Origin of the sequence: Solwaraspora sp. WMMD937 (genome assembly GCF_029581175.1) — a bacterium.
Lineage (GTDB): Bacteria > Actinomycetota > Actinomycetes > Mycobacteriales > Micromonosporaceae > Micromonospora_E.
Window position 1 is genome coordinate 2,773,385 of record NZ_CP120738.1, and the last position, 26,242, is coordinate 2,799,626.

Genomic DNA, 26,242 nt, shown 5'->3' on the forward strand with positions numbered 1-26,242 from the left:
AGGGCGATGCGGGCACCGGCCTCGACGTACTCAGGGCTTGCCCGGTGCTCGTCCGGAACGGTCCACCTGGTGTGGTATCCCTTCATGGCCTCATCCTCTCCCGATCGTAGGAATGTGTCGCTGGCTGATGCAGGTGCGTACAACCAACGGCGGATCTGCTGATCAAGGGCGATGCGCCGATCCGGCGACCTGGTCGACCGACCACCGATGGCCGCTGCCCTGCGCGTTGGCCGAACCGGTGTCGACGGCGCCAGAGTATGTTCCGTGACACGGAGCGGGAGCTGATGCGACGGGTGGACTTCACGGGTAATGCTGACGCCGGTCGGGACGTTGAGGGGGTGGAATGAGCGACATCCGGTTCACCGAGGGAATTCTGAACTTCACCCAGGCCGCACGGCACCTGCGGGTGCCGCAGCAGACATTCCACCGCTGGGCGAAGGGCTACCGCCTGGGTGGGCCGCTGCTGCACATCGCGGACCCTCAGTCGAGTCCGCTGCCGGTCACCTTCATCGCCCTGGCCGAGGCGCACGTGCTGGAGGCGCTGCGCACCGCCGGCGTGCGCCGGCAACGGATCCGTCCCGCGCTCGAAGCCCTGCAGCAGGAGTTCGGCCGTGAGCACGTTCTCGTCGCGCCTGAGCTGGCCACCGACGGAGTCGACGTCCTGCGGGACTTCAACAAGAGCCTGGCCGATCACGGGCTCATCGTGGGCGGCACCAACCAGCACGTGATCCGGGAGATCGTCGCCGATCACATGCACGGGCGCTCGTTGCGCCGGTTCATCGTCGGCCTGGGTGTTCGGGCGTGACCAGAACATCCTCAAGCGGGAGATAGAGATCCGTGCACTCCTCGCCGCGAAGGTCCACATGCAGCGCGTCATCGAGGTGAGGCTGAGATACCTCTCCCGAGTGGACCACCGCTGGCGCGCCGCGTTGTCGATCCGGTGACGGTTGTGCGACGCTGCGCAGTCAGTGTTCGGTGGCCGGTGGAGGCGTGGTGCGTGAGGTCGAGGTCAAGTACCACGTCCAGGACCGGGAAGCGCTGCTCGTCGCGCTCACGGCGCGCGGCGTCGAGCCCGGTCCGCCGGTCGTCCAGGACGATCAGACGTACGCCCCGACCACCTGGTCGTACGGCGACAGCAAGACCGGCGTCCCCTTCGTACGGTTACGGACCGTCGACGGCCGGCACACCTTCACCCTGAAACGTCCAGTCGACAACGCGCTCGCCTGCGACGAGTACGAGACGGCGGTCACCGATCGCGGTCAGATGCACGCCGCCATCCTGGCGATGGGCTTCCGTCCGACCGTACGGATCGCGAAAGTACGCCGTACCGCCGATTTGCCCGACGGTGAGCTCTGCGTCGACGAGGTCGCCGGCCTCGGCACGTTCCTTGAGGTGGAACGCATCGTCCCCGAGGGCGTGCCCGGCGTGGCGGTGCAGGCCGAGTTGACGGCGTTCGTCGCGTCACTCGGCCTCGCGGCGATCCGCACTGAGGAGACGTACGACTCGCTTGTCCGCAGGGCGACCTTCCGGCGGCAGGCTGTCGTCGGCAGAGAGCAGGCTTAGATGCGTGCCGTCCTACTGCGGACACCCAAACAACGAACCATCCGTGTTGAGGATCAGGTGCGGGCAGTCAGTCAGGCTAGTAGCCCAGCCGCCATTGCTGGTAGCCGTTCCCCGCGATGCATCCGTACCCGTAAACGGCACCTTGGGAGTTGCCGTCCAGGCACAGGTCGCTGAACCTGTTCTTCAGTGCCACCTTGTACCAGTCTCGGCCACCGACCACCTCCCACTGGGTGCTCTTCGCCGAGTTGCACTCACTCAGCCCGGCTCCACCGCCCGTATTGACCTGGACGCAGTAGCCGGTCTTGACGTGCTGCAGCATCACCAGATCGTGGCCGTCCCAGCTGCCTTGATCGATCGGCCGCCAGAGCTGATAGCGGTTCGAGCCGACCGGCATGCTGCACGGCAGGGTGTACATCTGCCCCCGGTCGTTCGCGTCCAGGCACCTGCCGGTGCTCCAGTTGCGTAGATAGTTCTGCCCAGGTACGGCCTGTGCCGGTGCTTGCGCCGCCACCACCGAGATCGCCGCCGCGCACACCGCGACGAGCATCATGGCCAGCAGCCGCAGTGGCCGGCGAACCATTTCCCCGGTGCCGATCGACCAATTTCGGACTCGAGACACGCTTGCTCCTAGTTGCAGATGACATAGACGAGGCCCACGCTCGAGGGCACGATACATGTGCTGCCGAGGGCTCTCGGTGGCGGTCGATTCGGGTGCCGGCCGGGCCGTTCGGCGCCCTGACCTCTGCTTTTATCCGGTCACGATGATGTTGGGTCACGGTCTAGGTTGCTGGGAGGTGGTCTGATGGCGGCCGTTGCACCGGTGAATACTAGGCAGTTCACCATCAGCGGGGTGGGTGGTACTGCAACTGTTCAGTGCGGCTCCTCGCTGTCGGGATCCCCGGAACCGGGGATCCCGACAGATCACTTGTCGTCAGGAGTGCGTGACGAGTAGTTTGTAAAGGCTTGTCTGACCGTAGTTCGAGCTGCTACACGGGGAGGAGTTCCCGCAGTTGGCCTGGGTGTAGGCCCCGGCCTTGAAGTAGTTGCCGGACGCGGTGTGCGAGATTGTCGTCTGCAGGGTGCCGTTGTAGTACACCTTGATCTGGCCGCCACTGACGACGAACTTGCCCTCGAAAACTGTGTGCAGCTTGTAGTTGCTGGTGATCAACTTGTGGTGAGTGGTGTTTCCTTTGGTGACGTACAGGTTGGTGCCTTCCAGGCGGAAGACGGTGACGTCGTCGTCGCCGTCGTGGATCTGGGCTCCGACGACGTGTGCCTTGGTGTTGGGGAGCTTGTTGAAGGCCAGCCGGAAGGTCATGGTGTGGGTGCCCGAGGTCGCCGACCAGGAGGCATTCGCGGTGCCGTTGCTGGCCATCTCGCGAAGCTCGGAGCGCGCGTAACTCGAGTTGGGCGTGGTCACTCCGTTGACCGGGGATCGGAACTGAACTCCGGTGCAGGCGGAGTTGACCGTGAACCACGGATTGGCCGAGTAGGTCTTGAGCTGCGGTTGCTTGATCTCGGTTGGCGATCCGGATGAGCCGGTCGGCAACGTGACCTTCCAGTTCGTCAGGTTGAGCTGTTGGGCCGGGTAGTCGCACGGGGCGGCGGCGGTGGCGACGCCTCCCGGGGTGAGGAGGGAGGCTGCCAGGACGACTGTGGTCGCCAGCAATGCGGTCACGAGTCGCTGTGTGCGGTGCGTTGTCATCGCGGGTTGAGGCCTTTCGGGGTGATGGTGATGGCGTCGGACGGCGATCGGCACCCATGGCGGACGATTCGTCGCGCGTCGCTTCATCGCGCCAGGAGTGCGCATTCAGTTCACAGTTGTGAACTGTTGGGCACTAGTGCCAGGTGAGAGTAGGAGACGCAATCAGATACGTCAATAGAAGTTTTGCGCTGCACGGAAACAGGACCAGACCCGGTACGGCGGCCACCTGGCGACCGTACGTGTCTGGTCCTGTTTCTGGCCCTGGTCGTGGGGATGTGCGGGTGCGAGCGTCGACTACCGGTATCCCCGAGTCCGTTACTGGAGCGGACCACCCGTGTGTACGACGTTACTGAAGGTGACCCTGGCCTTGCTGATGCCGGAGTCGGCGAAGTACCGCCGCCAGAGCACCTCCGCCTCTGCCGGACTGCTGGCTTCGCCGTACGGTACCCACCCGGGGTACTCGCAGTCGAGATCGTTGGTGACGTTGCAGCCGCTCTCGGCGTCCTGGGCTTGGACGTAACTCCCGAACTTCATGTAGGACGCCTGGGAATCCTGCATGTCGTACGTGAAACTGGTCGACGTACGGCCGATGGTCGAGTCGACCGTGACCACGCCGTAGTCGTTGATGAACTCGTACCTCATGGTCTCTCCGCTCCGGACGGTGCCGAGGTCGAAGATCTCCTCGTTGATCTGGCCGTCACCGCTCACGAAGCCCGGGATCTGAACACGAACGTACACGTCGAAGACACCGTTGCTGGGTACCCCCTCGAGCAGCGGGTAGTCGTCGATCGAGAAGTCCTGTTCGCCCTCGCCTTTGAAGATTCCGAGTGGGCTGGAATCCTGGACGTAGAGCTTGACCTGGGTGGAGAAGCCGGCACCGGTGCCGGCGTGGATCTGGTGGGCGATGAGCTTGACCCCGTCGTCGAGATCGAACCTGATGTCAGCCGAGAAGGATTCGTAGATCTCGTCCGAAGCCTTCCTGGCAGCCACCGGTGTCTTCAGTTCGTCGCGCGGACCGCCGCCGCTGCCGGTGACGGTGAACTGCTCCAAGCCGTCGAAGCTCAAGACGTACGGGTCGCTTGACTTGATGTAGTCGCCCGCCTCCGAACTGTCCCATACGCTCGGGTCGAAGCCGGCGCCCGGTGCCGGTCCGGTGGACAGGGTGAAATCGTCGAACCGGCCGGTCTTGCCACCGTAGGCCGCGAAGATTTCGACGGTGCTGGCGCTGCCGGTGTTGAAATCGACGCTGACCGGCTCGAAGCCACGGCCACCGCCGGAAGAGGTGTAGGTGTCGCCGCCCACCCTGGCGCCGATGGCGCCCTTGCCCCGGACATACGCGGTCAAGGTGTAGTCGGTGCCGGGCGTGACAGTGACCTCTTGCCGGACTTCGCCGCCCGTACCTTGGATCTTGGCCGAATGGTGGCCGGTGTTGCCGATATCAGAGAGAGCCACCTTGCGGGAGTTGATAATGCGCCAGTCGTCGAAGTAGCCACTTTCGAAGCCGGCATTGGCGACGGTCACGGTATCGGCACTCGCGGTGGTGGCCAGCGTGCCGGTGGCAACTGCGGCGATGAGGCCTACTGTTGCTATCCGCGCGAGTGACGTGGTCCGTCTTCTTATTGCTTTCATGGTGCGGGTTCCTTCCGGGTCGCAGATCGGGACGGTTGATACGGCGAGGCCGGTCCGGCGTCCGCGCGGCGGCACGGCAACGGCACCGCAACGGCACCCCGCAGGGCGCCACAGGGGGTCCACGGACCATGACGCAAAGTAGTCGCATCGTCACCTAGGCTCAGTGCATCGGTTTACTGAGATTCAGGATTATCTGTTCCTGGGGGCCTGGCTGTCAATGCTTGGCGATGGCCCGGACCCCCGGGGTGGGCGTGGGCAAGGCTGCGACATGCCGCACCGGCCCGATGAGGCGCTGCGCAAGCAGAGACTTCGGGTCACAGACGGTCACCCGAGCTAGTCGACCGATGCACTAGGAGTCCCGGATCGGGGCAGGTGACTGCTGACATACTGCGAGAGCATGTCGGGCCGTCCACGCGGCACCAGCGAGGCGGGCTCGCTCTCGCTAAAGCTGGCCGCCGGTGCCGGTCTGCCAGAAGACCTGCCGGGTGGACCCGGACCGCAGCACCAGGTTCCCGTCGTCGCGCAGCACCAACTCCGGGCTGGGGCCAGCCCCGACGGAATCCGACGCCCACACCGCCGCCGCATCAGCGGCTGAGCTGTCGTAGACGACGAGGTTGCCGTCGGGCTGGATCCTGGTCTCCCGCACGCTCATGCCGCCGACGACGATCTGGTGTGTGCCGGACGACCAGAGCACGGTGGTGCCGGGCCCGTACAGGACCAGGTTGCCGTCCTGCTGCTGCATCAGGTGGTAGACCTCGTTCGGCGAGGACAGGTACCGCAGGGTGGTGAGCCGGTAGCCGGCCGGCATCGTGCCAGCGTACGACAGGGAGCTTTTCTGTTCGGACAGGCCCGTCAGCGTCATCACCGTCGAGCCGTCCCTGCGGGCCAGATGGAAGTGTCCCTGGTTGGTGACCATCACCCTGGTCGCGTCGGAATCCTTGGTGTTGGATGCCCAGGCGACGCTGCCGTCGGGGCGGTAGATGACGAGGTTGCCGTCGCTCTGCATGACGACCCGGCTTCCGGGCTGGCCGTTGGTGTTGCTGGCCCACCAGTCGTAGGGGCCTTGGCAGATGTTGGGTCGGGGCGCCCCGCAGGGCGACGGACCGTAGGCGACGAGGTTGCCGTCGGTCTGCATCAGCAGGCCGAACCGGCCGTCGGGGGAGAGGATGTACTCGCCTGCGTACATGGTCGTGTTCGCGTTGAGCTGGCTGCCGATCCTGGTCGCGCCGACGAACGCGCCGGTCCGGATCGCGCCGGTGGCGGGTTGCGCCGGGGCGGCGGGCGACATCGACCCCGGCGACGCCGCCGCGGCGGCGGCCTGCCGGTCCGGGCCTGCCTGTGCCGCCGTCGGGCTCGGCGTGGTGCTGGGCGACGGTGCTGCCGGATCGGGCGTTGCCGGATCCGCCGGCCCAGCGGACGACTCCGCCGGCTCGCCGGTCAGCGCCACCGCCCCCGGCGTCTCGATCTCGTCGGACCGGTTCGCGATGGCCACGGCCGTTGCGATCGTCAGCACCACGGCGACCGTGCCGAGCGCGCCGAGCAGCAGCGCCGGCCGCCGAGGTCGGGTCGGCGGCGCGTTGTCGCCCGGGCCGGGATGCGACATTCCGACGATTTCCGTGGCGGCACTGTCGATGCCGACATCGCCGCTGCGCTCACCCGTCGGGGTGCCGATGACGACGACTGCCGGATCGACATCTGCCCACGGGTCGACCGGATCACCCTGCGACATTGACATCTCCTGACGGACCAGCGACAAGGTACGGGTCGTCCGGAATCCGGACGCGGCGCACCGGGGCCGGGCCACGGTGCCCGGCGCAAGCAACGCGCCAGCGGAAAATCCTGCCAATCCCTGCAGGCCGTTGACCAGTCGCGACCGGCGAATCTAGGCAGTCGCCACGTCTGACCGTGGACCTTGACCCGCGCGTCGCGCTCGTCGCGTACGGCAGACGTTGGCGTCGCTGCGTTGGGCGATCCGCACCGTCTGCGGCCTGTTGATCGGCGCGATGGCGCTGCCGGTCGGCTTGCAGACGACCCCGGTGCTGAGCTTGATGGTGCCGTAGCGGCGCGGTCCCGGACGCCGGGCCAAGGGCGCGATCACCCCTGGCCGATGCCGGCGTCGGGGGGCAGCCGGAGCACCGGCCGGCCGAGCATCGGCAGCAGGCTGGCCAGCATCCCGACGGCGCACACCCACAGTGCGGTCCGTTCCCCGATCGCCTGGACCAGGAAGCCGCCGAACAACCCGCCGACCGGCATCATGCCCCACATCAGGAACCGCATGGCGGAGTTCATCCGCCCGTGCAGTTCCGGCGGGCAGATGGCCTGACGGTAGGTGATCTGGGCGACGTTCTGGATGGCGCTGCCGCCGATGTAGGCGGCGTAGCCGATCGGGTAGAGCACCACCAGCCAGCCCTGACCCACCAGCGGCATGAGCAGCAGCAGCGGAAACGTCACGGCGAACGGCAACCACAGCGTACGGGCGATCCCGAACGTCGCGACGAAACGGTTGGCGAACACGCTGCCGACCACCCCGCCGACCGCGACGGCCCCGGTCACCAGGCCGTACGCGGCCGGCGACAGGCCGAGGGTGTTCACCAGCAGCAGCGGCTGGACGGTGAGCAGCGCGTACTCGAACAGCAGGGCGATCATGCCGTGCAGCACGACCAGCCGGAGAATCGGCTGGCCGGCGACGTACCGCACTCCGATGGTGAGCTCCCGGCCCAGCCGTGGCCGTCCACCGGGCCGGTGGACCTGCGGTTCAGGTGGCCGGATCCGGCCGAGCAGCCAGGCGGAGGCCAGGTGGCAGACCGCGTTGAAGGCCAGCGCGCCCGAGGCGGTGATGATCTGGACCAGCGCCCCGCCCAGGGGCGGTCCGGCCAGCTGACTGCCGTTGCCGGCCACCTCCAGCTTGCTGAAGCCGGCCAGTAGGCGGTCCTTGCCCACCAGGTACGTGACGTAGCCCTGCTGCGCCACGTCGAAGAAGACGTTGCCGACCCCGATGACCAGGGCGACCACGTACAGCTGCCCCAGGCTCAGCGCCCCGAACGCCGCTGTCACCGGCACCGACAGCAGCACCAGCGCGCGGACCAGGTCGGCGGCCACCAGCACCGACCGCTGCCGTAGCCGGTCCACCCAGACCCCGGCCGGCAGCGCGACGACGAGGAAGGCGAGCGTGCTCGCCGCCACCAGGAGCCCCACCTGCTGGGCCGAGGCATCCAGCACGAGTACCGCGAGCAGCGGCAGGGCGACGAGTGCGACGTGGCCGCCGGTTCGGCTGACCACATCGGAGGCGAGCAGTAGACCGAAACCGCGATGGGAGCGCAGCGGGTCGCCGGCTGGCCGTACCCGCTCGGAAACGTCCACTGTCGTCAAGGAACCAACCTCCGGGGTGTCATCGACCGGACCGGACCCGCTGTTGCCGTGGCGGCGTGCGCCAACCGTCGCACGATCTCGGTGAGGATAGCGGGGGTGGTGGCGAAGTTGAGTCTGAGGAAACCCGTGCCCGACGGGCCGAACTCGGCACCGTCCATCACGCTCACCCGCGCGCGGTCGGCGAGGTCTGCAGCCGGCGGGTAGTCGCGCAGGTCGAGCCAGCCCAGGTAGGTGCCTTCGGGCGGGGTGTAACGGGCCATTGGCAGGTGTACGCCGATCAGTTCGGCCAGCAGATGCCGGTTGCGGTCGAGTCGGCCGAGCACGGTGTCGAGCCACGGCCCACCGGCCCGGTACGCGGCGGCGGCGGCCAGCACACCCAGGGTGGCGGTGCCGTCGGTGTGCAGCCGTCCGAGCTCACCCCACCGCTTGCGGTCGGCGTCGTTGCTGGTCAGCAGCTGGGCGCACTTCAGACCCGCCACGTTCCACGCCTTCGACGTCGACGTGGCTGTCACCGTGTGTCCGGCCGCCGCTTCACAACAGGTGGCGTACGGGACATGCCGGTGCCCGGGATAGACGAGCGGTGCGTGGACCTCGTCGCTGAACACCCGGCCACCGTGCCGTTCGACGACCTCCGCGACGGCCAACAGTTCGCCGGGCTCCAGGACCGCGCCGAGGGGGTTGTTGGGGTTGCAGAGGACGAGCAGATTTCCGCCCGCCGCGAAGGCACGATCGAGAGCGTCCAGGTCGTAGCCGTAGCGGCCGCCCGACTCCACCATCTCGACCTGGATGACGCGTCGACCGAGCAGCCGGGGTACGGCCAGGAACGGCGGGTACGCGGGCACCGGCACGATGACGGCCGAGCCGGGCCGGGAGAAGCAGTCGATGGCGACGTGCAGGGCACGGATGACGTCCGGCAACGGCCGCACATCCGCCGGCGAGAGGTCCCATCCGTACCTGTCATGTTGCCAGGCGGCGCACGCCTCAGCCAGCTGTGCCGTCAGCTGCGGCGTGAGGTAGCCGACCTGACCGCGGTCCACCGCGTCGTGCAACGCGTCCGCAACGTCGGGTGCCGTACCGAAGTCCATCTCGGCCACACACGCCGCCAGTCTTCCCGGGCCGGCGGTGGCCCACTTCAGCCCACCGCGCTCGCGCAACGAGTCGACGGTGACGACGTCGGAACCTGTCCACACCTGCGTCGTCACCTACTCCGTCAACACGTGTTTGCCGGCGGCGATGCTCGCCTCCCAGTTTTGTCCGTCGAATTCCACGAACTCGATGTTCTCGGCGGGGGAGAGGTCGAGGCACCGCGCGTTGACGCTGAAGTAGCCGGTGGGGTGCGATCGGGGGCGGTAGAACGGCAGCACGCCGCAGACCGCGCAGAAGGTGTGGTCCGCGATGCGGTTGCCGAACCGGTACGGCTTGAGGAACTCCTGTCCCTGGTGCAGCTTGAACCGCTCCTCCGGGGTCATCAGTTCCTGGTGGCCGTGCCGGTGGCAGATTCCGCAGTTGCACAGGGTGATGGTCAGGTTTCGACTGGCCGCTGCGGAAAATACCACCCCGCCGCAGTGGCAGCTGCCCTCGTACCACACGCGTTCGATGGTCTCGGTCGTTTCCGGCACCGCTTCGGTCATGGCGTCACTCCGATCAGTTGGCGGTTGCGAGCGCGGGGAGGTCGGCGGGCAGGCCGAACGACATGGGCAGCGTGCGGTGCGGGGCGACCGAGTCGTACCGGAACGAGACGTGCCCCTTCTCGGTGGGTTTCCTGGTGAAGAAGATGAGCATGTCCCGGATCGCCGGCTCGGTGTCGTCGATCGGGTAGACCGGCGAGACGCTGTGCTTGTACTCGTGATCGACGACCATCAGGGTGTCCAGGAAGTCGCCGTGGCGCGCCCGGCCCTTGATCAACGCGGGGTCCGTCTCGTGCCAGCGGCGGCCGTTGACCTCCCGCATATCGTGCAGGAAGGTCTCCGCGCTGTCGGCGGTCATGTTCCGTGCGGAGAGGAACGTGGTCATGGTGTGATCCACCCCGTCGGAGTGCACACCCTCCAGCGCGGGCTCACCCAGCAGACCGGTGGTCGTGACGGTCCGCAGGTTGAACAGGGTGCAGATCCACTCGGCGCGGCCGTAGTCCAGCCGGGGCCGCTGTGCCACGTCGACCCCGTGCACGACCAGGAACTTGAAGACCAGCATCGCCTGCAGCGCGGTGTTCAGTTGCAGGTCGTCCTGCACCTCGTCGAACGTTCGCAGCGTCTCCGAGTCGTGCCGGACGAAGTCCTCCTCGCGGGAGAGAACGAAGGGCTGCGCCTCCAGCCGGTAACCGCGCCGGGTCTGCGGGTCGAGGCAGATGCGCCCGTTCCTGCTCTTACGGAAAGGCAGGGTCGGGTCCGACTCCAGTTGGTCGCTGATCACCTTCAGACGCTCGAAGTCCTCGTCTGTCGCGCCGAGCGATTGCAGCATCGAGACCATTCTTGCCCCGTCGACGAAAGCCCATCGGGCGCGGATGTACTCGGATCTGACATCCATGACGTCGGACACGGCGGAGTCGTATTTCACAGCCTTCTCCACTCCCTGAAATGACTTTGACAGCAAGCGCTCTGAGATCCACATCATGGTGCGGGCGGTAGGCCTCCGCTTCTTCTGAATTGCCCTAACAGAGGGTGATGGGTTACCGGCGGTAGTCGGGTAATGAGAGCAACGTGGGAGAAGACAACTGCCCCGGGGCGGGGAACCGTGTACACGGCCGAGCGTGCTCGTCAGCCGCGCCTCTTACCGTTTCGAGATTCGACACCAACGTGGTAAGTGCCCTGCTCGGGGACACCACGACAAACCGGGAGGACGACCGTTGCCAAAGTTGATGTTCGCCAATTCGACCAGCCGTGTGATGGCAGCTCGGCCGGATGACGTCCCGGACGACGCGAAGGACTCCTACCGTTTTCTCGCCAACCGGATGCTGTGGTCGATGGACGAGGGCGACGTAGCTGTTCTTCCTGGCAAGGTCAGTGACGCGTGGCTGGCGTACGTCGCCGATCTGCTCGGCCTCGCGTCGCCCCCCACCGTGCTCTCCCTTGGTGACTACCCCGGCGGCGGTTGGTACCCCGGCGAGCGGCCCGAACTCGCCGAGGCCCTGCGTGGGTTTATGGCCGCGCGCGACGGCGGCGCGAACCCATGGCGTCTGGAGTGCTACATCCACGACCGGGACATCGCCTCCTGGGAGCGTCTGCTCGGTGTCGGCGCGGAAGAGTCCGTGCGCTTCGCGCAAGGGACTGCTGAACTGGTCAACTCCAAGTCGGTCTTCCGCTCGATGGCGACGGCCTGCGGGATCCCGGTCGCGGAGGGGCGAGTGGTGGACCGCGGACCGGAGCTGATCGACGGCGTGTCCGAACTGCTCACCCGGACCGGGGCCGTCATCGTCAAGCAGGACGTGAACGCCGGCGGAGACGGCAACATCCTGCTGACCACGGTCGAGGGAGGCAAGGAAGCCGGCGCCCACTACGTGGTCCACCTGGCCGCGACCGACCCCGCGACGGTCGCGTCGGCGCTCGAACCGTTCGGCCTGGCGGCCCTGCCCGACCTGCCGGCCGGCGCCAGCCCGGCGCACAACATCATCGAGGTCTACCACGAGTCGGTCCGCGAACTGTCCGCTGACATGACCGTGCCACGCGTCGGCGCGCCGACCCTGATGAGCTACAGCGACCTACGCATGGCCGAGACCTGGAAGGGCAGCGTCTACCCGCCGCAGAACCTCACTCCCAGACTTCACGCGCATCTCGGCGCATACATGCAGCAGGTCGCGATCGTCGCCCAGCAACTCGGCTACTACGGGCCGATGAACATCGACGCGATCGTCACCAGATCCGGCGAGCTGCTGTTCAACGAGTTCAACGGGCGGGTCGGCGGCACCACCGGCATCGACATGATCGGACGACGGCTGCTCGGTCAGGACTACCTCGACCATCACGTCTTCGCCTCGCGGATCGACGTGCCCGCGCCCGGCTGCGACATCCTGGTGAAGGCCCTGGACGAGCAGGGACTGCTGTTCACCCGGGGATCGGACCACGGCGTGGTCATCTACAACGACACCACCGAGGAGACAGGCACGATCGAGTACGTGGTCGTCGGCCGTAGCTGGGCGGGGACGTCCCGCACCGAGGAGCAGCTGACCACCATGCTGAGCAGGCTCTGAGCGATTCTGCGCAAGCTCTGCGCGGCTCCGATCGGCTCCGAGCAGATGTCCGGCAGGGCGGTCCGGCTGCGGGTTCGTTCCGCGCCGTGGTTATGCCGTCGACACTATGTGGACGACGCCGGGCGCGGCCGGGGCGTGAGTCCGTCGTGCAGGACGGCGAGGATCCGTTGCTGGCCTTGCTGATCGGGGCCGACCTGCTCCAGCGCCCGCGAGGTGCCGATCATCAGCCCGATCAACTCGGCTGTGGCGATGTCCGGGCGTACGGCTCCGGACTGCTGCGCCCTGATCAGCAGGTCCCCCATCGCGTCGCGCAGGTCCGCGCCGGCTGAGGCGATCGCCGCCCGTACGGCGGCCATCGCCTCGTCGTCGGAGTCGACGGCGTCGGTGAAGGCGTGCTTGACCGTCGACTGTTTGACGGCCTCGGTGAAGAACGCGAAGAAGCCGGCGCCGACGTCGCCGGCGGCGGCCATCTCCCGCGCGTACGCGGTGATCTCCCGTAGCCGGGACAGGAACACCGCCTCGATGAGAGCGGCCTTCGTGGGGAAGTGACGGAAGACGGTGCCGATCGCCACGCCGGCGAGCTCGGCGAGCTCCTCGGTCGAGGCGGACGGACCGGCCGCCGCGAAGACCTGTTCGGCGGCGGCGAGGATCCGGGCGGCCGTTACTGCCTGGATCTGTCCGATCAGGGCGGTCCGGCCGGGCCGGACTCGTACGCGCAGCCGCTGGCCGGGTGTGCGGCCCGCGCGATCACCTCGTCCAGGCGGGAGCGGGCTGCCGTCAGCTCGGCGATCCGCGCATCGATCCGGTCGCGTTCGGCGGCCAGCCGGGCGCGTGACTCGGGCGTGTTGACCTTGGCGTCCACACAGGGCATCAGGTCGGCGATGGTCCGGCTGGACAGGTTCGCCGCGTACAGCCGCTGGATCAGCCGGACCCGCTCGACGGCCGACTCCGGGTAGCGGCGCTGACCGGCCGTGCTGCGCTGCGCGACCAGCAGACCCTGCTCCTCGTAGTAGCGCAGCGCCCGGGTGCTCACCCCGGCGCGGGCGGCCAGCTCACCGATCCGCACAGTGACCCCTGTCACAATCATTTGCCTTTGACGTCAACGTCAAGTTCTAGCGTAGCCGGCATGCAGATTTCCGGAGCAACCGCCCTGGTCACCGGGGCCAATCGTGGTATCGGCCGGCACTTCGCCGCCCAGCTGGTCGAGCGCGGTGCCGCCACGGTGTACGCCACCGCCCGCCGCCCCGAGTCCGTCGACCTGCCCGGCGTACGGGTCCTGCCGCTGGATATCACCGACCCGGACTCGGTCGCCGCCGCCGCGGCGGCCACCGGTGACGTCACCTTGCTGGTCAACAACGCCGGGGTCACCACCGGCGCGGACCTGGTCGGCGGTGATCTCGAGTTGATCCGCCGGGAGATGGACACCCACTTCTGGGGAACGTTGCACATGATCCGGGCCTTCGCGCCACAGCTGGCCGGCGGCGCGATCCTCAACGTTCTGTCGGCGCTGTCCTGGAGCGCCTACCCGGGTGCCGGCGGCTACGCAGCGGCGAAGGCCGCCGAGTGGAACCTCACCAACGCCGTACGGCTGGAGCTGGCCGCCCAGCACACCCAGGTCACCGGTCTGCTGATGGGTGCCGTCGACACCGACATGATGGCCTCCTACGACGTACAGAAAAGCGACCCGGCGGTGATCGTCAAGGCCGCCCTGGACGGTCTCGAAGCGGGTGAGTGGGAGGTGCTCGCCGACGAGACGGCCCGCGCGGTCAAGGCATCCCTTGCCGCAGCCGCCCCGGGCGGTCAGGAACCCTGACCAGAGCGTACGGCGGTGAACAGCAGCGGCGTGCCGACGCCGAGCCGGGCCACGGCGTCGGCGACCGCCTCGGCCAGCCACCCGATCGCGTCGCAGGACCACTCGACCAGCTCACCGCGAAGCACCACACCGTGCAGTGGTGGGCCGTTCCAGAAGCTGTCGTCGAACAGTGGAGCCGGGGTGGTGTCGGCGGCCGCCAGGTCGTGCGACCGGTATCCGAACACATCCGGACCCAGGTCGGCGAGCAGCTCGGTGAGCTGGACCGCCACGTCGGGTAGCGACGGCTCCCGGCCGCTGTTGACGGTGATCTCGACCGGCGTCCGGTCCGCCGGACCGTGGCCGGTGAACCACGGGCTCGTCCGAGTCGCCGGCACCGGCGCGTACGGCGGGCGGGACGCCGGGTCGAGCCCGTGCACCGGTAGCAGCAGTTGTACCGCAGACAGGTCGAGCGGACCCTGCCGTGCCGTCACCTCTGCGGCGCAGTGCAGGAACGGCTGCACCGGCAGTGGCCGGTCGCCCGCCACCGCGCTGGCGTCGACCTGGAACCAGGACAGCAGGTCGGCGTCGGGTGCGGCGGCTGGATGCTGCCACCCGGCGTCGTTCGTCGCCCACAGGCCACCCGACCGGAGCATGCCGTTGTCGCGATCGCCGCCAGCCGAGGAATCGTCGAGCCAGCCCATGGCGAGTGACCGGTGGTAGAAGAGCGAATAGGCGTCCAGCTCCCCGTCGGTTCCGTGTGGAACATCGTCTGCGGGTCCGGTGAGGAGGCTGCCGTAGAGAGCGGCGAACATGGTGCCGGCGACCCGTCGGGTCGCCGGCACCACGCCGGGCCGCGCATTGATGCTGCGTTCCGGCATCTGTTTCCTGTGCCTTTCCAGCTGCCGCGCAGCTGCGAGTTTCCTGTCTGCGAAAGGGTCAGTATACGCGACAGGCGACGTCGTTCTGGCGATACGGCCACTCGCCGGTGTCGATTTCGCCGATCACGTCGACGTCGACGTGATTGCGCCACGACGTCATCTGGGTGTCGTCACAGTCGTGACGCGCGACGGTGCGGTCGCCGCTTCCGGTGTAGGGCCGTAGTTCCCTGGTCGACGAGCAGGCCTTCTGTCGCCAGGTGTTGTCCGTGTACCACTCGTAGAGGCAGTTGAACACGTTCGCACGGTTGTTGCTGCAGTTCCCCTGCCGCCACCAGCCGTGGCCCGACACCGCCACCCCGGTGCCGGACCGGTGGGGGTTGTCCCGGCCGCTCTCTGGTGTGCAGCCGATCAGGGTCGCGTCTGCGGCCGTGCCGGTGGTCGTGGCCATCGGGATCACCCGGCCGGCGCGGTCCAGATAGATTGCGGTGCCTGCGGAACCCGATGGCGCGATTCCCGGCACCGCGACCGCAGTGTCCGTTGGCTCAGCCATCGCCTGTGCGGGCGTGGCAACGCCGACGAGGGCGAGGGTGGTTGCGGCCAGGGCGCTGAGCACCCGTGTTGCTTGTTTCATTGATCCTCCCCGTGCTGGAACAATTGAGGACGCGCGACTGAGATAGCGCGATCTGCAGCCACGCGGGAATTGTTGGCCGGCGAGTGGGGGGTTGATCAATTCGCCCCGTACGACGACCAACAGCCACGACGCTAATCGATTGATTTGCAAGGTGCAACCCGGCACCGACGTGAATTAAACTGATCATGAAACAGGGTGCGAGGATCGGCGCCGGGCTGCGGAGTTACCTGGCTCGGTGTCAGAGGGGCACGGCCGGGGTGACGGTCGACGGGGTGAAGGTGTACGGGCGGCCGCAGTAGTCCGGGATCGGGGTGATGTCGAGCAGTGACACCCGGCAGACCTGGATGACGACGCGGTCGATCCCTCGGACGGCGGCGTTCGCACCGAGGACGAACTCGATCTCGACGACGCCGTTGTTCACCCGGCGGGCGGTCTCGTCGACGACCCGCTCGCCGGCGTACGCGGTATAGCTGGCGATGGCGTAACGGCTGTCGTCGCGGCAGACGGCTCCCGGGTCGTTCGGGAACGGACGGTCGGCGAGCACCCCGGTCACCCGTACCGCGCTGGTCGGCGGGGCGGAGCGCCACTCCAGGTGACCCTGGGTGTAGCCGTAGGTGCAGTTGTCCCCGGACGGGACGGAGAACCGCTGCAGGATCGACGGGCTGGCGGTGGCTCCGCTGGCCGCGAGGGCAGCGGCGGCGATCGCGGCGGCGAGGACGGTCGCCGCACGCAGGACTGCGCGCTTCATCTGCTTCCTTTCTGCTGTTTCGGATGCTTCGTGGACGGTCATCGGCACCTGGTGCGGGTGCGACGACGAATACATCAAAGATTACCGATGTAACGCTGTGAAGTCATCTGCTGGCCGGTGGGCTTTGTGCGTGAAGGAGTCGCCTGCTGGGTACCGGCTCGGGCAGTGGCATCGACCCGACGAGTCCACCCCCGAAGGAGACATGGCATGAGCCAGGTCACCGAGGCCGCGCCGCAGCGGTCGACCGGCGTACCCGAACCACCGACCGGCTGGCGCCGCTTCCGCTACATCGGCCCCGGCGTGCTGTGGGCGCTCGCCGCCCTCGCCACCGGCGAACTGCTGTTCACCCCCCGGGTCGGAGCACAGTACGGCTACAGTCTGATGTGGGCACTGGTCGCCGTACTCGTCCTCAAGCTCTTCGTCACCCGGGAGATCGGCCGCTACAGCGTCGTCACCGGCCGCCGGCTGCTCACCGGCCTGGCCGACCTGCCGGGGCCGCGTGGCTGGGCCATCTGGGCGATCCTGGTGCCGCAACTGGTGGTCGGGATCGCCGCGATCGCCGGGATCGCCAGCGCCGCCGGCAGCGCGGTCGCGCTCGCCGTACCCGGTCCGATCCAGGTCTGGACCGGCGCGGTCATCGCGGCCGCCGCCGGGCTGGTGCTGGTCGGTCACTACACCGGCGTCGAATGGGTGTCCCGGGTCCTCGGCATCGCGCTCGCCCTCGGCGCGGTCGTCGCCGCGATCCAGGTCGGGCCGGACCTGACCGAGGCCGCAGCCGGTTTCGTCCCGGTGCCGCCGGACGACCTGCAGGTAGCCGAGATCCTGCCCTGGCTCGGCTTCCTGTCCAACGGCGCGGCCGGACTGATGTGGTACTCGTACTGGATCACCGCCAAGGGCATCGGCCACGCCGGGGTGGCGGCGGCCGACCGCCGCGACCCACGGGACCTCGACAGCCACCAGATCGACCGGGTACGCGGCTGGCTGCGGACGATGACCCTCGACTCGACGTTCGCGGTGGTAGGCGTCGCGCTGATCACCGTCGCGTTCATGGTCCTCGGCGCCGAGCTGCTGCGGCCGGAGGGCATCGTGCCCGCCGAAGCCGACGTCGCCCGCGACCTGACCCGCCTGTTCAGCGAGGTGTTCGGCAGCGTCGGCTTCTGGCTGATGGTCGTCGGACTGGTCTCGGCGTTCTGGACCGCCACCCTCACCAACATCGACGGGTGGCAGCGGCTCTACACCGACGGCGTACGGCGTGTGCTGCCGGAACGGCTCGCCGAGCACAGCCTCGCCCGCCCGGCGGTGATCAGCCGGACCGCCGTCGTGGTGTGGCTGGCGACCCTGCCGTACGCCGTGTTCCTGATCTTCGGCAATCCGGTCGCCCTGCTGACCCTCGCCGGGTCGATCGAGGCCGTGCACATCCCGCTGGTCGCCGGACTCGTGCTGTGGCTCAACCGGCGGACCATGCCACGCGCGTTGCGCGCCGGGTGGGCCGCGACCGCACTGGTGGTCGCCGCCGTGGTCTTCTTCACCTGGTTCGCGCTCTACTACCTGTGGCAGCAGTTCGCCGGCTGACCGGAAGCGGCCGGCCGAAGAGGGCAGGCCGGTTGCGGTCGGTGGCCAGATCCGCCACCATGGTGGACATGATCACTTCCTACCGGAAGGGCGGAACCGCCCTCGCGCGGTGACCGCGCCCACGCGGCGTGACGCCGCCCGCTCCACTTCCCCAGCACCATCTTCCGATCGGGCCGTCGCCTACTGGCGGCTGGCCGAACCCGTCCGGCGCGAATGGCTCGACCACGGGCTCGACACCGCGCCCGCCGACCGGGTAACCATAGAGGACATCCTGTCCCGCATCTATGCCCGGCACTGCCGTAGTCGACCCCGGTTCCGTTGGGTCGACTCACCCCGTCAGGCGCTGCCGCTGCTGACCGGCCTGCCCACCCACGACCTGCTCCAGCAGTGGATCAGAGGTCGACAGCCAGCCGGGAAACCCCCACTGGCCAGCGACATCGCCGCCGGGCTGTCCCGGCTGCGCAGCGCCCTGGACGCGAGCGCCGACCATCCCGACCTGACCCCAGCACAGGCCGGCCGGAAGAAGGCCGCCCGAAACAAGGACGCCGGCAAGAAACAGGACGGTGCCGGACCGAAATGGCCGGTGCTGCCGCCGACCGAGGCGCTCGCGGCCGGTGTACCGCTGCGGGTCGTCCTACAGCAAGGGGTCCGCGACGCGCTGCGGACCAGCCTCGTCGACGGTTTCTCCCTACCGGTCCGCGCGGCACTCGCGACCGTCGGGCGGCAGCCGGTGCCGACCGCCTGGTACGGCCAGCAGGACGCGCACTGGGTGGCGTACTACGACGTGCTGCGCCGGCTCGGGCTGGCCCGGTACCGGCGGGCCGACGAGACGCAGCTCGAGGAGTGGGCGGCGTTGGCCCGGTCCGCCGGCTGGTGGTGGCCGGGGGAGCGGACCTGCGTACTGGTCGAGCGCCCGGCGGTGATCCGGACCGGGCCGGTGCCGGGCGCCCGGCACGGCGAGCAGCGCCCGGCATCGGGGGTAGCCGGTCCGATCGGGTACCGGGACGGCTGGCGACCACTCGGGTAGCCGTCCGGCGGCTGAGTCTGCCGGGCAGATGGTGGAAAGACGCCTCCTCGCTAATGTGGTGCGGACGTAGGCGATCATGATCTGCCCGGCGGCTCCCGGCCACCGAGGCTCGGAGGGCGGTGGCTGTCCTGATGCATTCGCACCAGCATGAACCCGGTGGCCGTACGCCGGGTGCGTCCCTGGTCAGCGGTGCACCCGGCCTGCGCCCGTCATCGAATCCCGCACACCGCCTGCAGCGCCGGTACGGCAACCGACAGACCAGGGCGATCATCCAGGCGAAGCTTGCGGTGGGCTCCACCACCGACCCGCTCGAGCGGGAAGCGGACCGGATCTCGCGGCTGGCGACCGGCGGGTCGGTGCAGCGGGCACCCGAGGCGGTCGGGCGGGTGCCTGCGACGGCGGTGGGTGAGTCGGCGGGCGTGGCGGTGGAGCAGGGCGTGGCCCGGGCCCGGGGCGGCGGACGACCGGTCCCGACCGGGGTACGTCAGCGGATGGAGCGGGTGTCCGGCGCGGACCTGCGCGGGGTGCGGGTCCACGTGGGTGCCGAGTCCGACCGGATGAACCATGCCCTGGGTGCCCGGGCGTTCACCGTCGGAGCCGACGTGTTCGTCCGGCGCAGCGACTACCGACCGGGCACCACCGGCGGCGACGCGCTGCTCGGGCACGAGTTGACCCACACCATCCAGCAGGGTGCAGTCGGCGATCACGCCGGTGATCACGCCAACGCCGGTGATCACGCTCACGCTCACGCTCACCGTGCCGTGCAGCGGAAGGATGCCGACGACGAGGCCAAACCCGACGCCCCGCCGGAGGCGCAACGGATCCTCGACGCCGCGGCCGGGCCGGGTGTCCTGGTGCGGACCGTGGACATCAACAATCTGGCCGCGGTGTTCGGGGTGCTGGACCACAGCGCCGACCCCCGAGGTGCCCCGCCGGCGCAAGGGCTGTCGAAGATGGAGCAGCTGAAGGCGAAGTTCAACAAGAAGCAGGACACGACGAAACCGCCGCCCGACCCGCGTATCCCGGCGCAGAGCTGGTCGCTGATCCAGAACGACTTCAAGTTGACCTTGTTCAACGGTCGGGTGATGGCGCTGCTCGCCATCCCTGACGCGTTCAGGTTGGACGCCCGGCCGGGCGGTGAGGACATGAGCCGGATGTTCCACTTCAGCCCGAAGGACGATTCGACCAACTACCAGTACGACCCGGCGAACATCCCCACCCACGAGCGCGCCCTACACCAGCTGGGCAAGCTGCACGACACCGTGCTGGACGCCCAGAACGACGCGCTCGAGACACAGGACCTGGACGCCTACACCCCGGACAACAACGAGGTCAAGGCGTTCGGCGTGGCACCGGACGGCATCGCCGGATTCCTGTTCAACCCCGGGCCCGAGATCCACAGACAGTGGTTCACGGTCGGCTTCCAGCAGAACTTCACCGATGCAGCCGACGAACTCCGGCGGCGGACGGGGTTCACCGGCAAGTACCCGGTCTTCATCCGCGACGCCGAATACAAGCTGGAGTACTTCACGATGGTCTGAACCCTGGTCTGGAACCGCTCAGCGGCCGACCGGCCGGTGGGTCAGCAGTGGAACTCGCCGGCGTCGTAGACGGTCCGCAGCACCTCCGTCGGCGCCACCAGGATCTTGCCCACCGCGTCCTGAGACACGGTGAAGCCGATCGCCAGCGTGCCGCTGCTGACCAGATAGTTCTCGGAGTACGGGTTGTTCTCGGCGGTGTGCCGGGTGAGCTGCTCGCCGTACGCCTCGCGCAGCTCGGCCCTGGTGCTGCCCACCGTCACACCCTCGGCGGTCGACAGCGACGAGCCCTCGACGACGATCATCGCGGCTATGCCGTCCTCGGCGGTGTGGACGACCACCCCGGCGAACTCGTCGTTGCCGACCAGTCGGTCGGAGCAGAAGTCACCCGGTTCGGTGCCGAGGGCACCGGTCGCGGTCAACTCGGCGACGCTGCCGCTGAGCCGCAACGGGCCGATCCCGCGTGTCGTGATCAGCAACTCGTCGTCGGTCCCGGACCCGGCCGGACCAGCCGACGCGGTCGGCCCGGCGGTCGTCGCCGCAGCCGGCCCGGCGGTCGTCGGCTCCGACGGCGACCGGCCCACCGCCCACATCGTGACGGCGACCGTGACGATCACCACGATCAGCAGGACGATCAGCGCCAGTACGGTGACCCGCAGGCGGCCGCCGCGGGTACGCGCCGGCTGCTCGTGCGAGTCGCCGAGCGGCTTGGGGCCGGCTCCGGCAGGTGGCGGGCTGCTCATCCGGCCGTGTACCTCCCGTCGCGCCACACCAGCGACCGCTCCTGCGATCCGGTGACGACGACGAGTCGGTCACCGTCCTGCGTCACCTGCCCGGCGGCCAGGCCGGTCTCCGAGTGCAGCACCTCGATGCCGCCCGGCCCGGTCGGCCCGAGCACGTCGAAGTCCAGGAACCCGCCGCTGCCGCACCGCCGGCCGAAGATCAGATCCTGCTCGTCGGGCCCCCGTACCGAGACCGGGGTCAGCACGATCTCGCAGTCCGTCGTATCCAGTGACGTCGCGAAGACCTGCAACCAGTCGCCCGGCGCGCACCCGTACACCCGTAGCTCGGTCTGCCGGAGCTGCCCCGGACCGACGTCCGCGGGCGACACCGCCGCTGCGACGTGCGTCCCGCCGTCGGGCAGTGGGTCGAACGTCACCGACGGGTCGGCCACGGTGCCGGCGTCGACCGGGACTGCCTGGTCCGCCGGCGGGCATTCCACCGACGGCGGTACTCTCGTCGGCTGCCCGTCCGCTGGCGGTGCCTCGGCACCGCCGGGACTCGCACACGCCGCGCCGCCGACCAGCAACGCGGCGACGACCGCGCCGGTCAGCAGCCAACGACGGGCTGATCCGGGACCTTGTGCCATGACTCCTGTTGTCCAACCGTCGCGACGCCAATGCCCGGCCACGCTACCCGGCTGCCAGGCCGGCAGGGATCGGCTGGTCAGCGGTTGGCAACGACCATGTCGGGGAGCCTCGCATCGGGCGGTGGCGGCCCGGCACCGCCGTCCGTACAGACGCAACCGCCCCCGGGGCGATCGTCACCCATTCGCCCAGGTGCTGCCATGCGGCGGCGACCGCCTCCGATACGTCCTGCACGGTCTCCGGCCGGGGCGGCGCGCCGTTGTGTGAGCTCGGGGCCTGGGACAGCCCCCAGAACAGGTCGGACTGGCCGTTCGCCTCCATCGCCTGGCGCAGCCGGCCGAGGTGGCCGTAGTCGGCCGGGGTGGCCGCCCCGTCGAGGGTAACGACGGTGGCGATGCCCCGGGTGCGGTGGGCGATCCGTCTGGCACGTTCCGTCCAGTGCGGATCGGTGTGTTCGGCCGGCGCGGCGCAGACGATGAACGGGATGCGCCGTTCGGTGCGGCGCAGCAATTCGATGAGGCCGGGGATCTCAGCGGTGGTGATCGTCGCGACATCCGAGACCATGTCGGTGACCCCCAGCGACGGCCGGTTGGACAGGGCCAGCAGGTCGTGGACGACGCGGGGCGGGCCGACGGTAACCGGCTGGGACGGTTCGTCCGTTTCCATGCCGAGATCCATCCAGACGTGGACCGCGCTGCCGGTGGCGAGAGCGCGCAGGGTCACCGACCAGATGGCCGATCCCCGGCTGACCCGGGACTGAGCCTCGATCCCGTACATGTCGTCGCTGTCGAGGACGCGCAGGTGTAGCACCTTGTCACCGACGACGGTCTCACCGAGGCCGATTGGTGTCGCATCAGGATCGTCCAGTGCCCACCGGCTGAAACTCTCGTGTGCCAGCTCCACGACGGCCCGCTGGTCGGATTCCTCGGTGCAGTCCTTCCAAACGGCTCGGTAGAGGAGGCTCATCTGCTGCTCCCGAGTCACTCGGCGACGACACGTGGGCTGCGGACGAGCTCATCGCGTATCGCAGAGAGTACCGAGCTGATGCACGTACCGGCATCGACTGGACTTCCATGCCTGACCGACCCCGGCGTACGCCGCTACGGCGCCGAAGCGCCCACGTTGCCCCGACCCGATCCGGTGCCGACTAGCGGTAGAACGGGTAGCCCGGGTACACGTACCCGACGCCCCAGAACGGGGGGTAACCGTAGTAGCCGTACAGCTCCTCGTAGTACTTGTCCTGTGACACGAGCTCCGGATCGTAGGGCGGGGCACCGGCCACCCGCTCACTCGACTCGTTGATGTGCACGACGCCGTCGGTGATCCGGACGATCGCGTCGACCGGGACGAACGACGGGGTGGCACCGAAACCGAGGACGCCGCCGTGCTCGACCCGCAGCAGCCGGACCTTGTGTTCTGCCTCGTCGATCAGCAGGTCGTCGACCTTGCCGATGTCGTTGCCGGCCGCGTCGCACACCTTCCGGCCGCGAATGTCCTCGGCCGGATCGGCGACCATTTCGTGGGCGTCGCTCATCCTGACCAGCTTCGCCAACCCCTCGGTCATGGTGCCCCTTCCCTCGCCGGTTGCCTCACCCTTTCCGGGTTACCACTTCCGCCGGCCGGCAAACCCGCCGGCCGGCGGTCACAGCAGCAGGGCGCTCGGATCGGCGTCCATGGTGTGCAGGAGATGGGCGGCCTCGTGTGCGCCGGGGCAGGAAGCGGCGGAGAACGCCCGGGCCAGCGCGATCATCTCGGCAGCGGGTAGCAGGGTGCCCTCCCGGTTGCGCAGCGGCAGCCGGACGGTGCCGTCCGGGCCGCTGACGGTGAGCACCGGAGTACCGGGGGCGCCGCCGCTGTTCGATCTCCTGCCGCTGTTCGGGTCCGTGCCGTTGTCCGGGTCCGCATCAGTGGTCGCGGGGGAGCTGGGCGAGATCGTCACGCTCTCGGCCGTACGCAGGTCGACGGTGCGGGTGGCGAGTCCGCGTACGGTGAGCTGGGTGCCGGACAGCCACGCCCCGGTCCGGGCGACCCGGGCGATCGGCAGGCCGATACCGGCCGACGCAGCGAGGGCGAGCCCGGTGCCGAGCAACATCGGCAGGGTCGGCTCGTCTCCGCCGGCCGAGACCACCAGTCCGAGCAGGCTGCCGAGGCAGCACCCGGCGGTGACCAGTCCGACGCCCAGTACCGACAGCACCGCGAGCCGGGTCGGCCGGCTGGTTGGGTATCCGATGGACAGTTCGAGTCTGCCGTGCCCGTGATCCATGGCGGAGATCGTGCCACTGTCGATCAAGGTCGGCGACGGCGGTGCTGGCGACCGGTCGCGACGGCGGTGGCCGACAGGACGGTGATGGGGAGGGAGCCCGCCGGCCACCGGGATCACCCGCGCGAGGCGTGGGCGTACCAGCGTATCCGACATCCGCCAGTGTCGGGATCGGCCGGTGCGTGCACCGTCCTCGTTGGTCGGCGTGGTGGAGGTGGCCGATCGGGGCGCCGCCACCGGAATCCGGACGACATCCGGAGCGTCTACGAAGGCGAACCCGCAGCTGTTTCGGGTTTTCAAACTTTCGGTGCGGTTTCACCGGCGCGTTGAGCATTGCACCACTGTGGGTACCCTGGCAGACTCGATCTGCGTCCGCCGATGGCGGTCAATCGATGGTGTCCCAGGGTGAGGAGTCCGCGATGGCGAGAAGCCGTGGCACGCGCTGGGAGATCACCGACGGCGTCGAGCTGAATGATGCTCGGGTCGCCGCTCCCGATACGTCGCCGGGTGGCTATCCGTCACCCCTGGCCGGCCTGCTCTTCTGTGCAACTTGCGAACGGCAAATGATTCCGATGGCCAGGCTCAACGGCTGGGTCTACGGCGCCCCGTGCGGCTGCCGGCTGAGCCCAGTGGACGCGCTCACCGTCGAACGTCTCGTGTTCAACGCCGTTGCGGCTCATCATCCGGATCTGTTGGCCGGCACCGCCGTCGGGGATCTTTCCTCGGCGTTCCGGGAGGTGCTGTCCGAGGTCCGGATCGGTGGTGCCGCCGACGAGTTGGAATTCATCTGGTCCACGTGACCAATGTCCGCCAAGTGCTCTCCCCGACCTGGATCTTCACGCGAGAAAAACGTTGTCCGGATACCCTTCGGTGCTCCGGATGGCGACGCATGCCCCAGTGGCGCGCCCGATGATTCCGGCTGGATTGATATATATGACCTCCAATGCTGACAACGTGGAAGTTCCGGAGTTGCCGCCGGGTACGGTGCTCCGCTTCGCCGTCTCCGAATGGCGGTACGGGCGAGGTCCCGTGCCCGGCGAGCCCTTCGATCTGCTGATCACCTACGTCCGGATCAGCTCCGCCCGCAGCTACGGCGGGCAGTGGGTGTGGGTCGACGGCCACCACGTCGACTGTCGACCCGACCATCCACCTTGCCAACAGGCGCTGGTCAGCGTCGCCGCGGTGCGCCGGGCCGCCGTCGGTGGACGCGCCGGCGTCCAGCCGCCGCCCGCCGAGCAGGTGGTGGTCGACGGTGCCGTTGCTCGCCGATGAGTTCTTTCTGCTAGCCCATCACGACGTCACCGGGCGCGCCCGGCTGCACCCCCGGGCGGTCGGGCTCGGTCTGGCCAGCGCGGTCCTCGCCGAGCTGGTCACCGCGCAGGCCGTCGTCGTCGACGCCGGTCACGTCTGGGTGGTCGATCCGGCGGCGCCGGCCGACGCGCTCGGTCGTTCCGCGCTGCGGCTGCTGCTCGACGAGCCGGAACACACCAGCGTACGGGTCTGGTTGACCGTACTGTCGGAGCGCGCTCCGGACCACGTCGCCCAGCGGCTGACCGCCGCCGGTGTCGTGAGACCCGAGCAGGTCCGCCGGCTGATGCGCACCCGGACGATCTACGTGCCGGTCGACATCAACCTCGCGGCTTGGCCGTGGGCGCGGTTGTCGCTGCGGCTGCGCCGGATGGAACCGCTCGACGAGCCTGACCTGTTCCTTGCCGGGCTGGCCGTGGCGACCGGACTGGACACTTACCTGCTCGACGGTGCCGAACCCGAGGTGGCCCGTCACCTCGACGACCTGCCGCGGGCGCTGCGGCCGGCGCTGCGTGACCTGTTGGGTCAGACCGGCGCGGCGGTCGGCAACGCGGTGCTGAGCGGTCGTACCTGAGCCGGCCCGCCCAGCCAGGGCCGGCTCGACCTGTCACCGCACGATCCCCCTACCGGGCAAATCCCGGCTGTCTCATTCCACCCACACTTTCACCCTCT

29 protein-coding genes are annotated in these 26,242 nt (G+C 68.7%); 11 read left to right on the forward strand and 18 right to left on the reverse strand.

The window, feature by feature from the left end:
* Nucleotides 1-343: 343 nt before the first annotated feature.
* Genes O7621_RS12085 through O7621_RS12095 form a run of 3 tightly spaced genes read left to right on the forward strand, consistent with a single transcriptional unit; the run spans nucleotide 344 to nucleotide 1,563 of the window.
* Nucleotides 344-805 (forward strand): hypothetical protein, encoded by a 462-nt coding sequence (locus O7621_RS12085; RefSeq protein WP_282234045.1) that lies wholly within the window; start codon nucleotides 344-346, stop codon nucleotides 803-805.
* A complete protein-coding gene (locus tag O7621_RS12090; RefSeq protein ID WP_282234046.1) occupies nucleotides 792-944 on the forward strand; it encodes a hypothetical protein in 153 nt (50 codons plus the stop codon). Before O7621_RS12085 ends, O7621_RS12090 begins: the two co-directional genes overlap by 14 nt.
* Nucleotides 945-993: 49 nt before the next feature.
* Complete coding sequence (locus O7621_RS12095; protein WP_282234047.1) at nucleotides 994-1,563, forward strand: CYTH domain-containing protein; 570 nt, start codon at nucleotides 994-996, stop codon at nucleotides 1,561-1,563.
* A 76-nt stretch (nucleotides 1,564-1,639) separates the two neighbouring features.
* On the opposite strand, the gene O7621_RS12100 is transcribed toward O7621_RS12095, so the two are convergent.
* The 8 genes from O7621_RS12100 to O7621_RS12135 all read right to left on the reverse strand — a co-directional run bounded on the left by O7621_RS12100 (nucleotide 1,640) and on the right by O7621_RS12135 (nucleotide 10,723).
* On the reverse strand, nucleotides 1,640-2,182 hold the full coding sequence (locus O7621_RS12100; protein ID WP_282234048.1) for a ricin-type beta-trefoil lectin domain protein: 543 nt from the start codon (nucleotides 2,180-2,182) through the stop codon (nucleotides 1,640-1,642).
* A 312-nt stretch (nucleotides 2,183-2,494) separates the two neighbouring features.
* Complete coding sequence (locus O7621_RS12105) at nucleotides 2,495-3,241, reverse strand: polysaccharide lyase family 7 protein (protein ID WP_282234049.1); 747 nt, start codon at nucleotides 3,239-3,241, stop codon at nucleotides 2,495-2,497.
* 342 nt (nucleotides 3,242-3,583) lie between these two features.
* Complete coding sequence (locus O7621_RS12110) at nucleotides 3,584-4,972, reverse strand: hypothetical protein (protein ID WP_282234050.1); 1,389 nt, start codon at nucleotides 4,970-4,972, stop codon at nucleotides 3,584-3,586.
* A gap of 367 nt (nucleotides 4,973-5,339) precedes the next feature.
* A complete protein-coding gene (locus tag O7621_RS12115; RefSeq protein WP_282234051.1) occupies nucleotides 5,340-6,626 on the reverse strand; it encodes a hypothetical protein in 1,287 nt (428 codons plus the stop codon).
* Nucleotides 6,627-6,991: 365 nt separating this feature from the next.
* A complete protein-coding gene (locus O7621_RS12120; RefSeq protein WP_282234560.1) occupies nucleotides 6,992-8,257 on the reverse strand; it encodes an MFS transporter in 1,266 nt (421 codons plus the stop codon).
* 5 nt (nucleotides 8,258-8,262) lie between these two features.
* Nucleotides 8,263-9,468, reverse strand: coding sequence for an aminotransferase class I/II-fold pyridoxal phosphate-dependent enzyme (locus tag O7621_RS12125; RefSeq protein ID WP_282234052.1), 1,206 nt, complete (start codon nucleotides 9,466-9,468; stop codon nucleotides 8,263-8,265).
* The gene (locus O7621_RS12130; RefSeq protein ID WP_282234053.1) at nucleotides 9,469-9,897 is read right to left on the reverse strand and encodes a GFA family protein; all 429 of its coding nucleotides are present in this window, start codon (nucleotides 9,895-9,897) and stop codon (nucleotides 9,469-9,471) included. It lies immediately after the preceding gene.
* Nucleotides 9,898-9,910: 13 nt separating this feature from the next.
* Entirely contained in the window at nucleotides 9,911-10,723 is an 813-nt protein-coding gene (locus O7621_RS12135; protein WP_282234054.1) for a 2OG-Fe dioxygenase family protein, read from the reverse strand.
* A 289-nt stretch (nucleotides 10,724-11,012) separates the two neighbouring features.
* Between O7621_RS12135 and O7621_RS12140 the strand changes: the two genes are divergently transcribed.
* Nucleotides 11,013-12,449 carry a peptide ligase PGM1-related protein gene (locus O7621_RS12140; protein ID WP_282234055.1) on the forward strand — a complete coding sequence of 479 codons (1,437 nt, stop codon included), beginning with the start codon at nucleotides 11,013-11,015 and terminating at the stop codon, nucleotides 12,447-12,449.
* Nucleotides 12,450-12,553: 104 nt separating this feature from the next.
* Here O7621_RS12140 and O7621_RS12145 read toward each other — a convergent pair whose 3' ends face one another.
* Entirely contained in the window at nucleotides 12,554-13,168 is a 615-nt protein-coding gene (locus O7621_RS12145) for a TetR/AcrR family transcriptional regulator (RefSeq protein ID WP_348775314.1), read from the reverse strand.
* The gene (locus O7621_RS12150; protein ID WP_282234562.1) at nucleotides 13,132-13,515 is read right to left on the reverse strand and encodes a MerR family transcriptional regulator; all 384 of its coding nucleotides are present in this window, start codon (nucleotides 13,513-13,515) and stop codon (nucleotides 13,132-13,134) included. Before O7621_RS12150 ends, O7621_RS12145 begins: the two co-directional genes overlap by 37 nt.
* Nucleotides 13,516-13,575: 60 nt before the next feature.
* On the opposite strand from O7621_RS12150, the gene O7621_RS12155 reads away from it, so the two are divergent.
* Nucleotides 13,576-14,262, forward strand: coding sequence for an SDR family oxidoreductase (locus tag O7621_RS12155; RefSeq protein ID WP_282234056.1), 687 nt, complete (start codon nucleotides 13,576-13,578; stop codon nucleotides 14,260-14,262).
* Here O7621_RS12155 and O7621_RS12160 read toward each other — a convergent pair.
* The 3 genes from O7621_RS12160 to O7621_RS12170 form a co-directional block, all read right to left on the reverse strand.
* Nucleotides 14,250-15,119, reverse strand: a complete 870-nt coding sequence (locus O7621_RS12160; RefSeq protein ID WP_282234057.1) for a hypothetical protein — start codon at nucleotides 15,117-15,119, stop codon at nucleotides 14,250-14,252. The genes O7621_RS12155 and O7621_RS12160 overlap by 13 nt on opposite strands.
* Before the next feature lie 58 nt (nucleotides 15,120-15,177).
* Complete coding sequence (locus O7621_RS12165; protein WP_282234058.1) at nucleotides 15,178-15,732, reverse strand: hypothetical protein; 555 nt, start codon at nucleotides 15,730-15,732, stop codon at nucleotides 15,178-15,180.
* A gap of 256 nt (nucleotides 15,733-15,988) precedes the next feature.
* A complete protein-coding gene (locus O7621_RS12170) occupies nucleotides 15,989-16,498 on the reverse strand; it encodes a hypothetical protein (RefSeq protein WP_282234059.1) in 510 nt (169 codons plus the stop codon).
* A gap of 207 nt (nucleotides 16,499-16,705) precedes the next feature.
* On the opposite strand from O7621_RS12170, the gene O7621_RS12175 reads away from it, so the two are divergent.
* From O7621_RS12175 to O7621_RS12185, 3 genes are all read left to right on the forward strand, one after another.
* Nucleotides 16,706-18,070 carry an Nramp family divalent metal transporter gene (locus tag O7621_RS12175; RefSeq protein WP_282234060.1) on the forward strand — a complete coding sequence of 455 codons (1,365 nt, stop codon included), beginning with the start codon at nucleotides 16,706-16,708 and terminating at the stop codon, nucleotides 18,068-18,070.
* Nucleotides 18,071-18,179: 109 nt separating this feature from the next.
* Complete coding sequence (locus O7621_RS12180) at nucleotides 18,180-19,097, forward strand: DUF6745 domain-containing protein (protein WP_282234061.1); 918 nt, start codon at nucleotides 18,180-18,182, stop codon at nucleotides 19,095-19,097.
* A 131-nt stretch (nucleotides 19,098-19,228) separates the two neighbouring features.
* On the forward strand, nucleotides 19,229-20,638 hold the full coding sequence (locus tag O7621_RS12185) for a DUF4157 domain-containing protein (protein WP_282234062.1): 1,410 nt from the start codon (nucleotides 19,229-19,231) through the stop codon (nucleotides 20,636-20,638).
* 41 nt (nucleotides 20,639-20,679) lie between these two features.
* Here O7621_RS12185 and O7621_RS12190 read toward each other — a convergent pair whose 3' ends face one another.
* The 5 genes from O7621_RS12190 to O7621_RS12210 all read right to left on the reverse strand — a co-directional run bounded on the left by O7621_RS12190 (nucleotide 20,680) and on the right by O7621_RS12210 (nucleotide 24,265).
* Nucleotides 20,680-21,378: a hypothetical protein gene (locus O7621_RS12190; RefSeq protein WP_282234063.1), complete on the reverse strand. Its 699-nt coding sequence runs from the start codon at nucleotides 21,376-21,378 to the stop codon at nucleotides 20,680-20,682.
* Complete coding sequence (locus tag O7621_RS12195; protein WP_282234064.1) at nucleotides 21,375-22,004, reverse strand: hypothetical protein; 630 nt, start codon at nucleotides 22,002-22,004, stop codon at nucleotides 21,375-21,377. The genes O7621_RS12190 and O7621_RS12195 overlap by 4 nt, the downstream gene beginning before the upstream one ends.
* A gap of 43 nt (nucleotides 22,005-22,047) precedes the next feature.
* The gene (locus O7621_RS12200; protein ID WP_282234065.1) at nucleotides 22,048-22,968 is read right to left on the reverse strand and encodes a hypothetical protein; all 921 of its coding nucleotides are present in this window, start codon (nucleotides 22,966-22,968) and stop codon (nucleotides 22,048-22,050) included.
* A gap of 181 nt (nucleotides 22,969-23,149) precedes the next feature.
* Entirely contained in the window at nucleotides 23,150-23,566 is a 417-nt protein-coding gene (locus O7621_RS12205; protein ID WP_282234066.1) for a PRC-barrel domain-containing protein, read from the reverse strand.
* Between the two features lie 78 nt (nucleotides 23,567-23,644).
* Entirely contained in the window at nucleotides 23,645-24,265 is a 621-nt protein-coding gene (locus tag O7621_RS12210; protein ID WP_282234067.1) for a hypothetical protein, read from the reverse strand.
* Nucleotides 24,266-24,681: 416 nt separating this feature from the next.
* Between O7621_RS12210 and O7621_RS12215 the strand changes: the two genes are divergently transcribed.
* From O7621_RS12215 to O7621_RS12225, 3 genes are all read left to right on the forward strand, one after another.
* Nucleotides 24,682-25,062: a hypothetical protein gene (locus O7621_RS12215; RefSeq protein ID WP_282234068.1), complete on the forward strand. Its 381-nt coding sequence runs from the start codon at nucleotides 24,682-24,684 to the stop codon at nucleotides 25,060-25,062.
* A 133-nt stretch (nucleotides 25,063-25,195) separates the two neighbouring features.
* Nucleotides 25,196-25,534 (forward strand): hypothetical protein, encoded by a 339-nt coding sequence (locus O7621_RS12220; RefSeq protein ID WP_282234069.1) that lies wholly within the window; start codon nucleotides 25,196-25,198, stop codon nucleotides 25,532-25,534.
* Entirely contained in the window at nucleotides 25,515-26,144 is a 630-nt protein-coding gene (locus tag O7621_RS12225) for a GPP34 family phosphoprotein (RefSeq protein WP_282234070.1), read from the forward strand. The genes O7621_RS12220 and O7621_RS12225 overlap by 20 nt, the downstream gene beginning before the upstream one ends.
* Nucleotides 26,145-26,242: the final 98 nt, after the last annotated feature.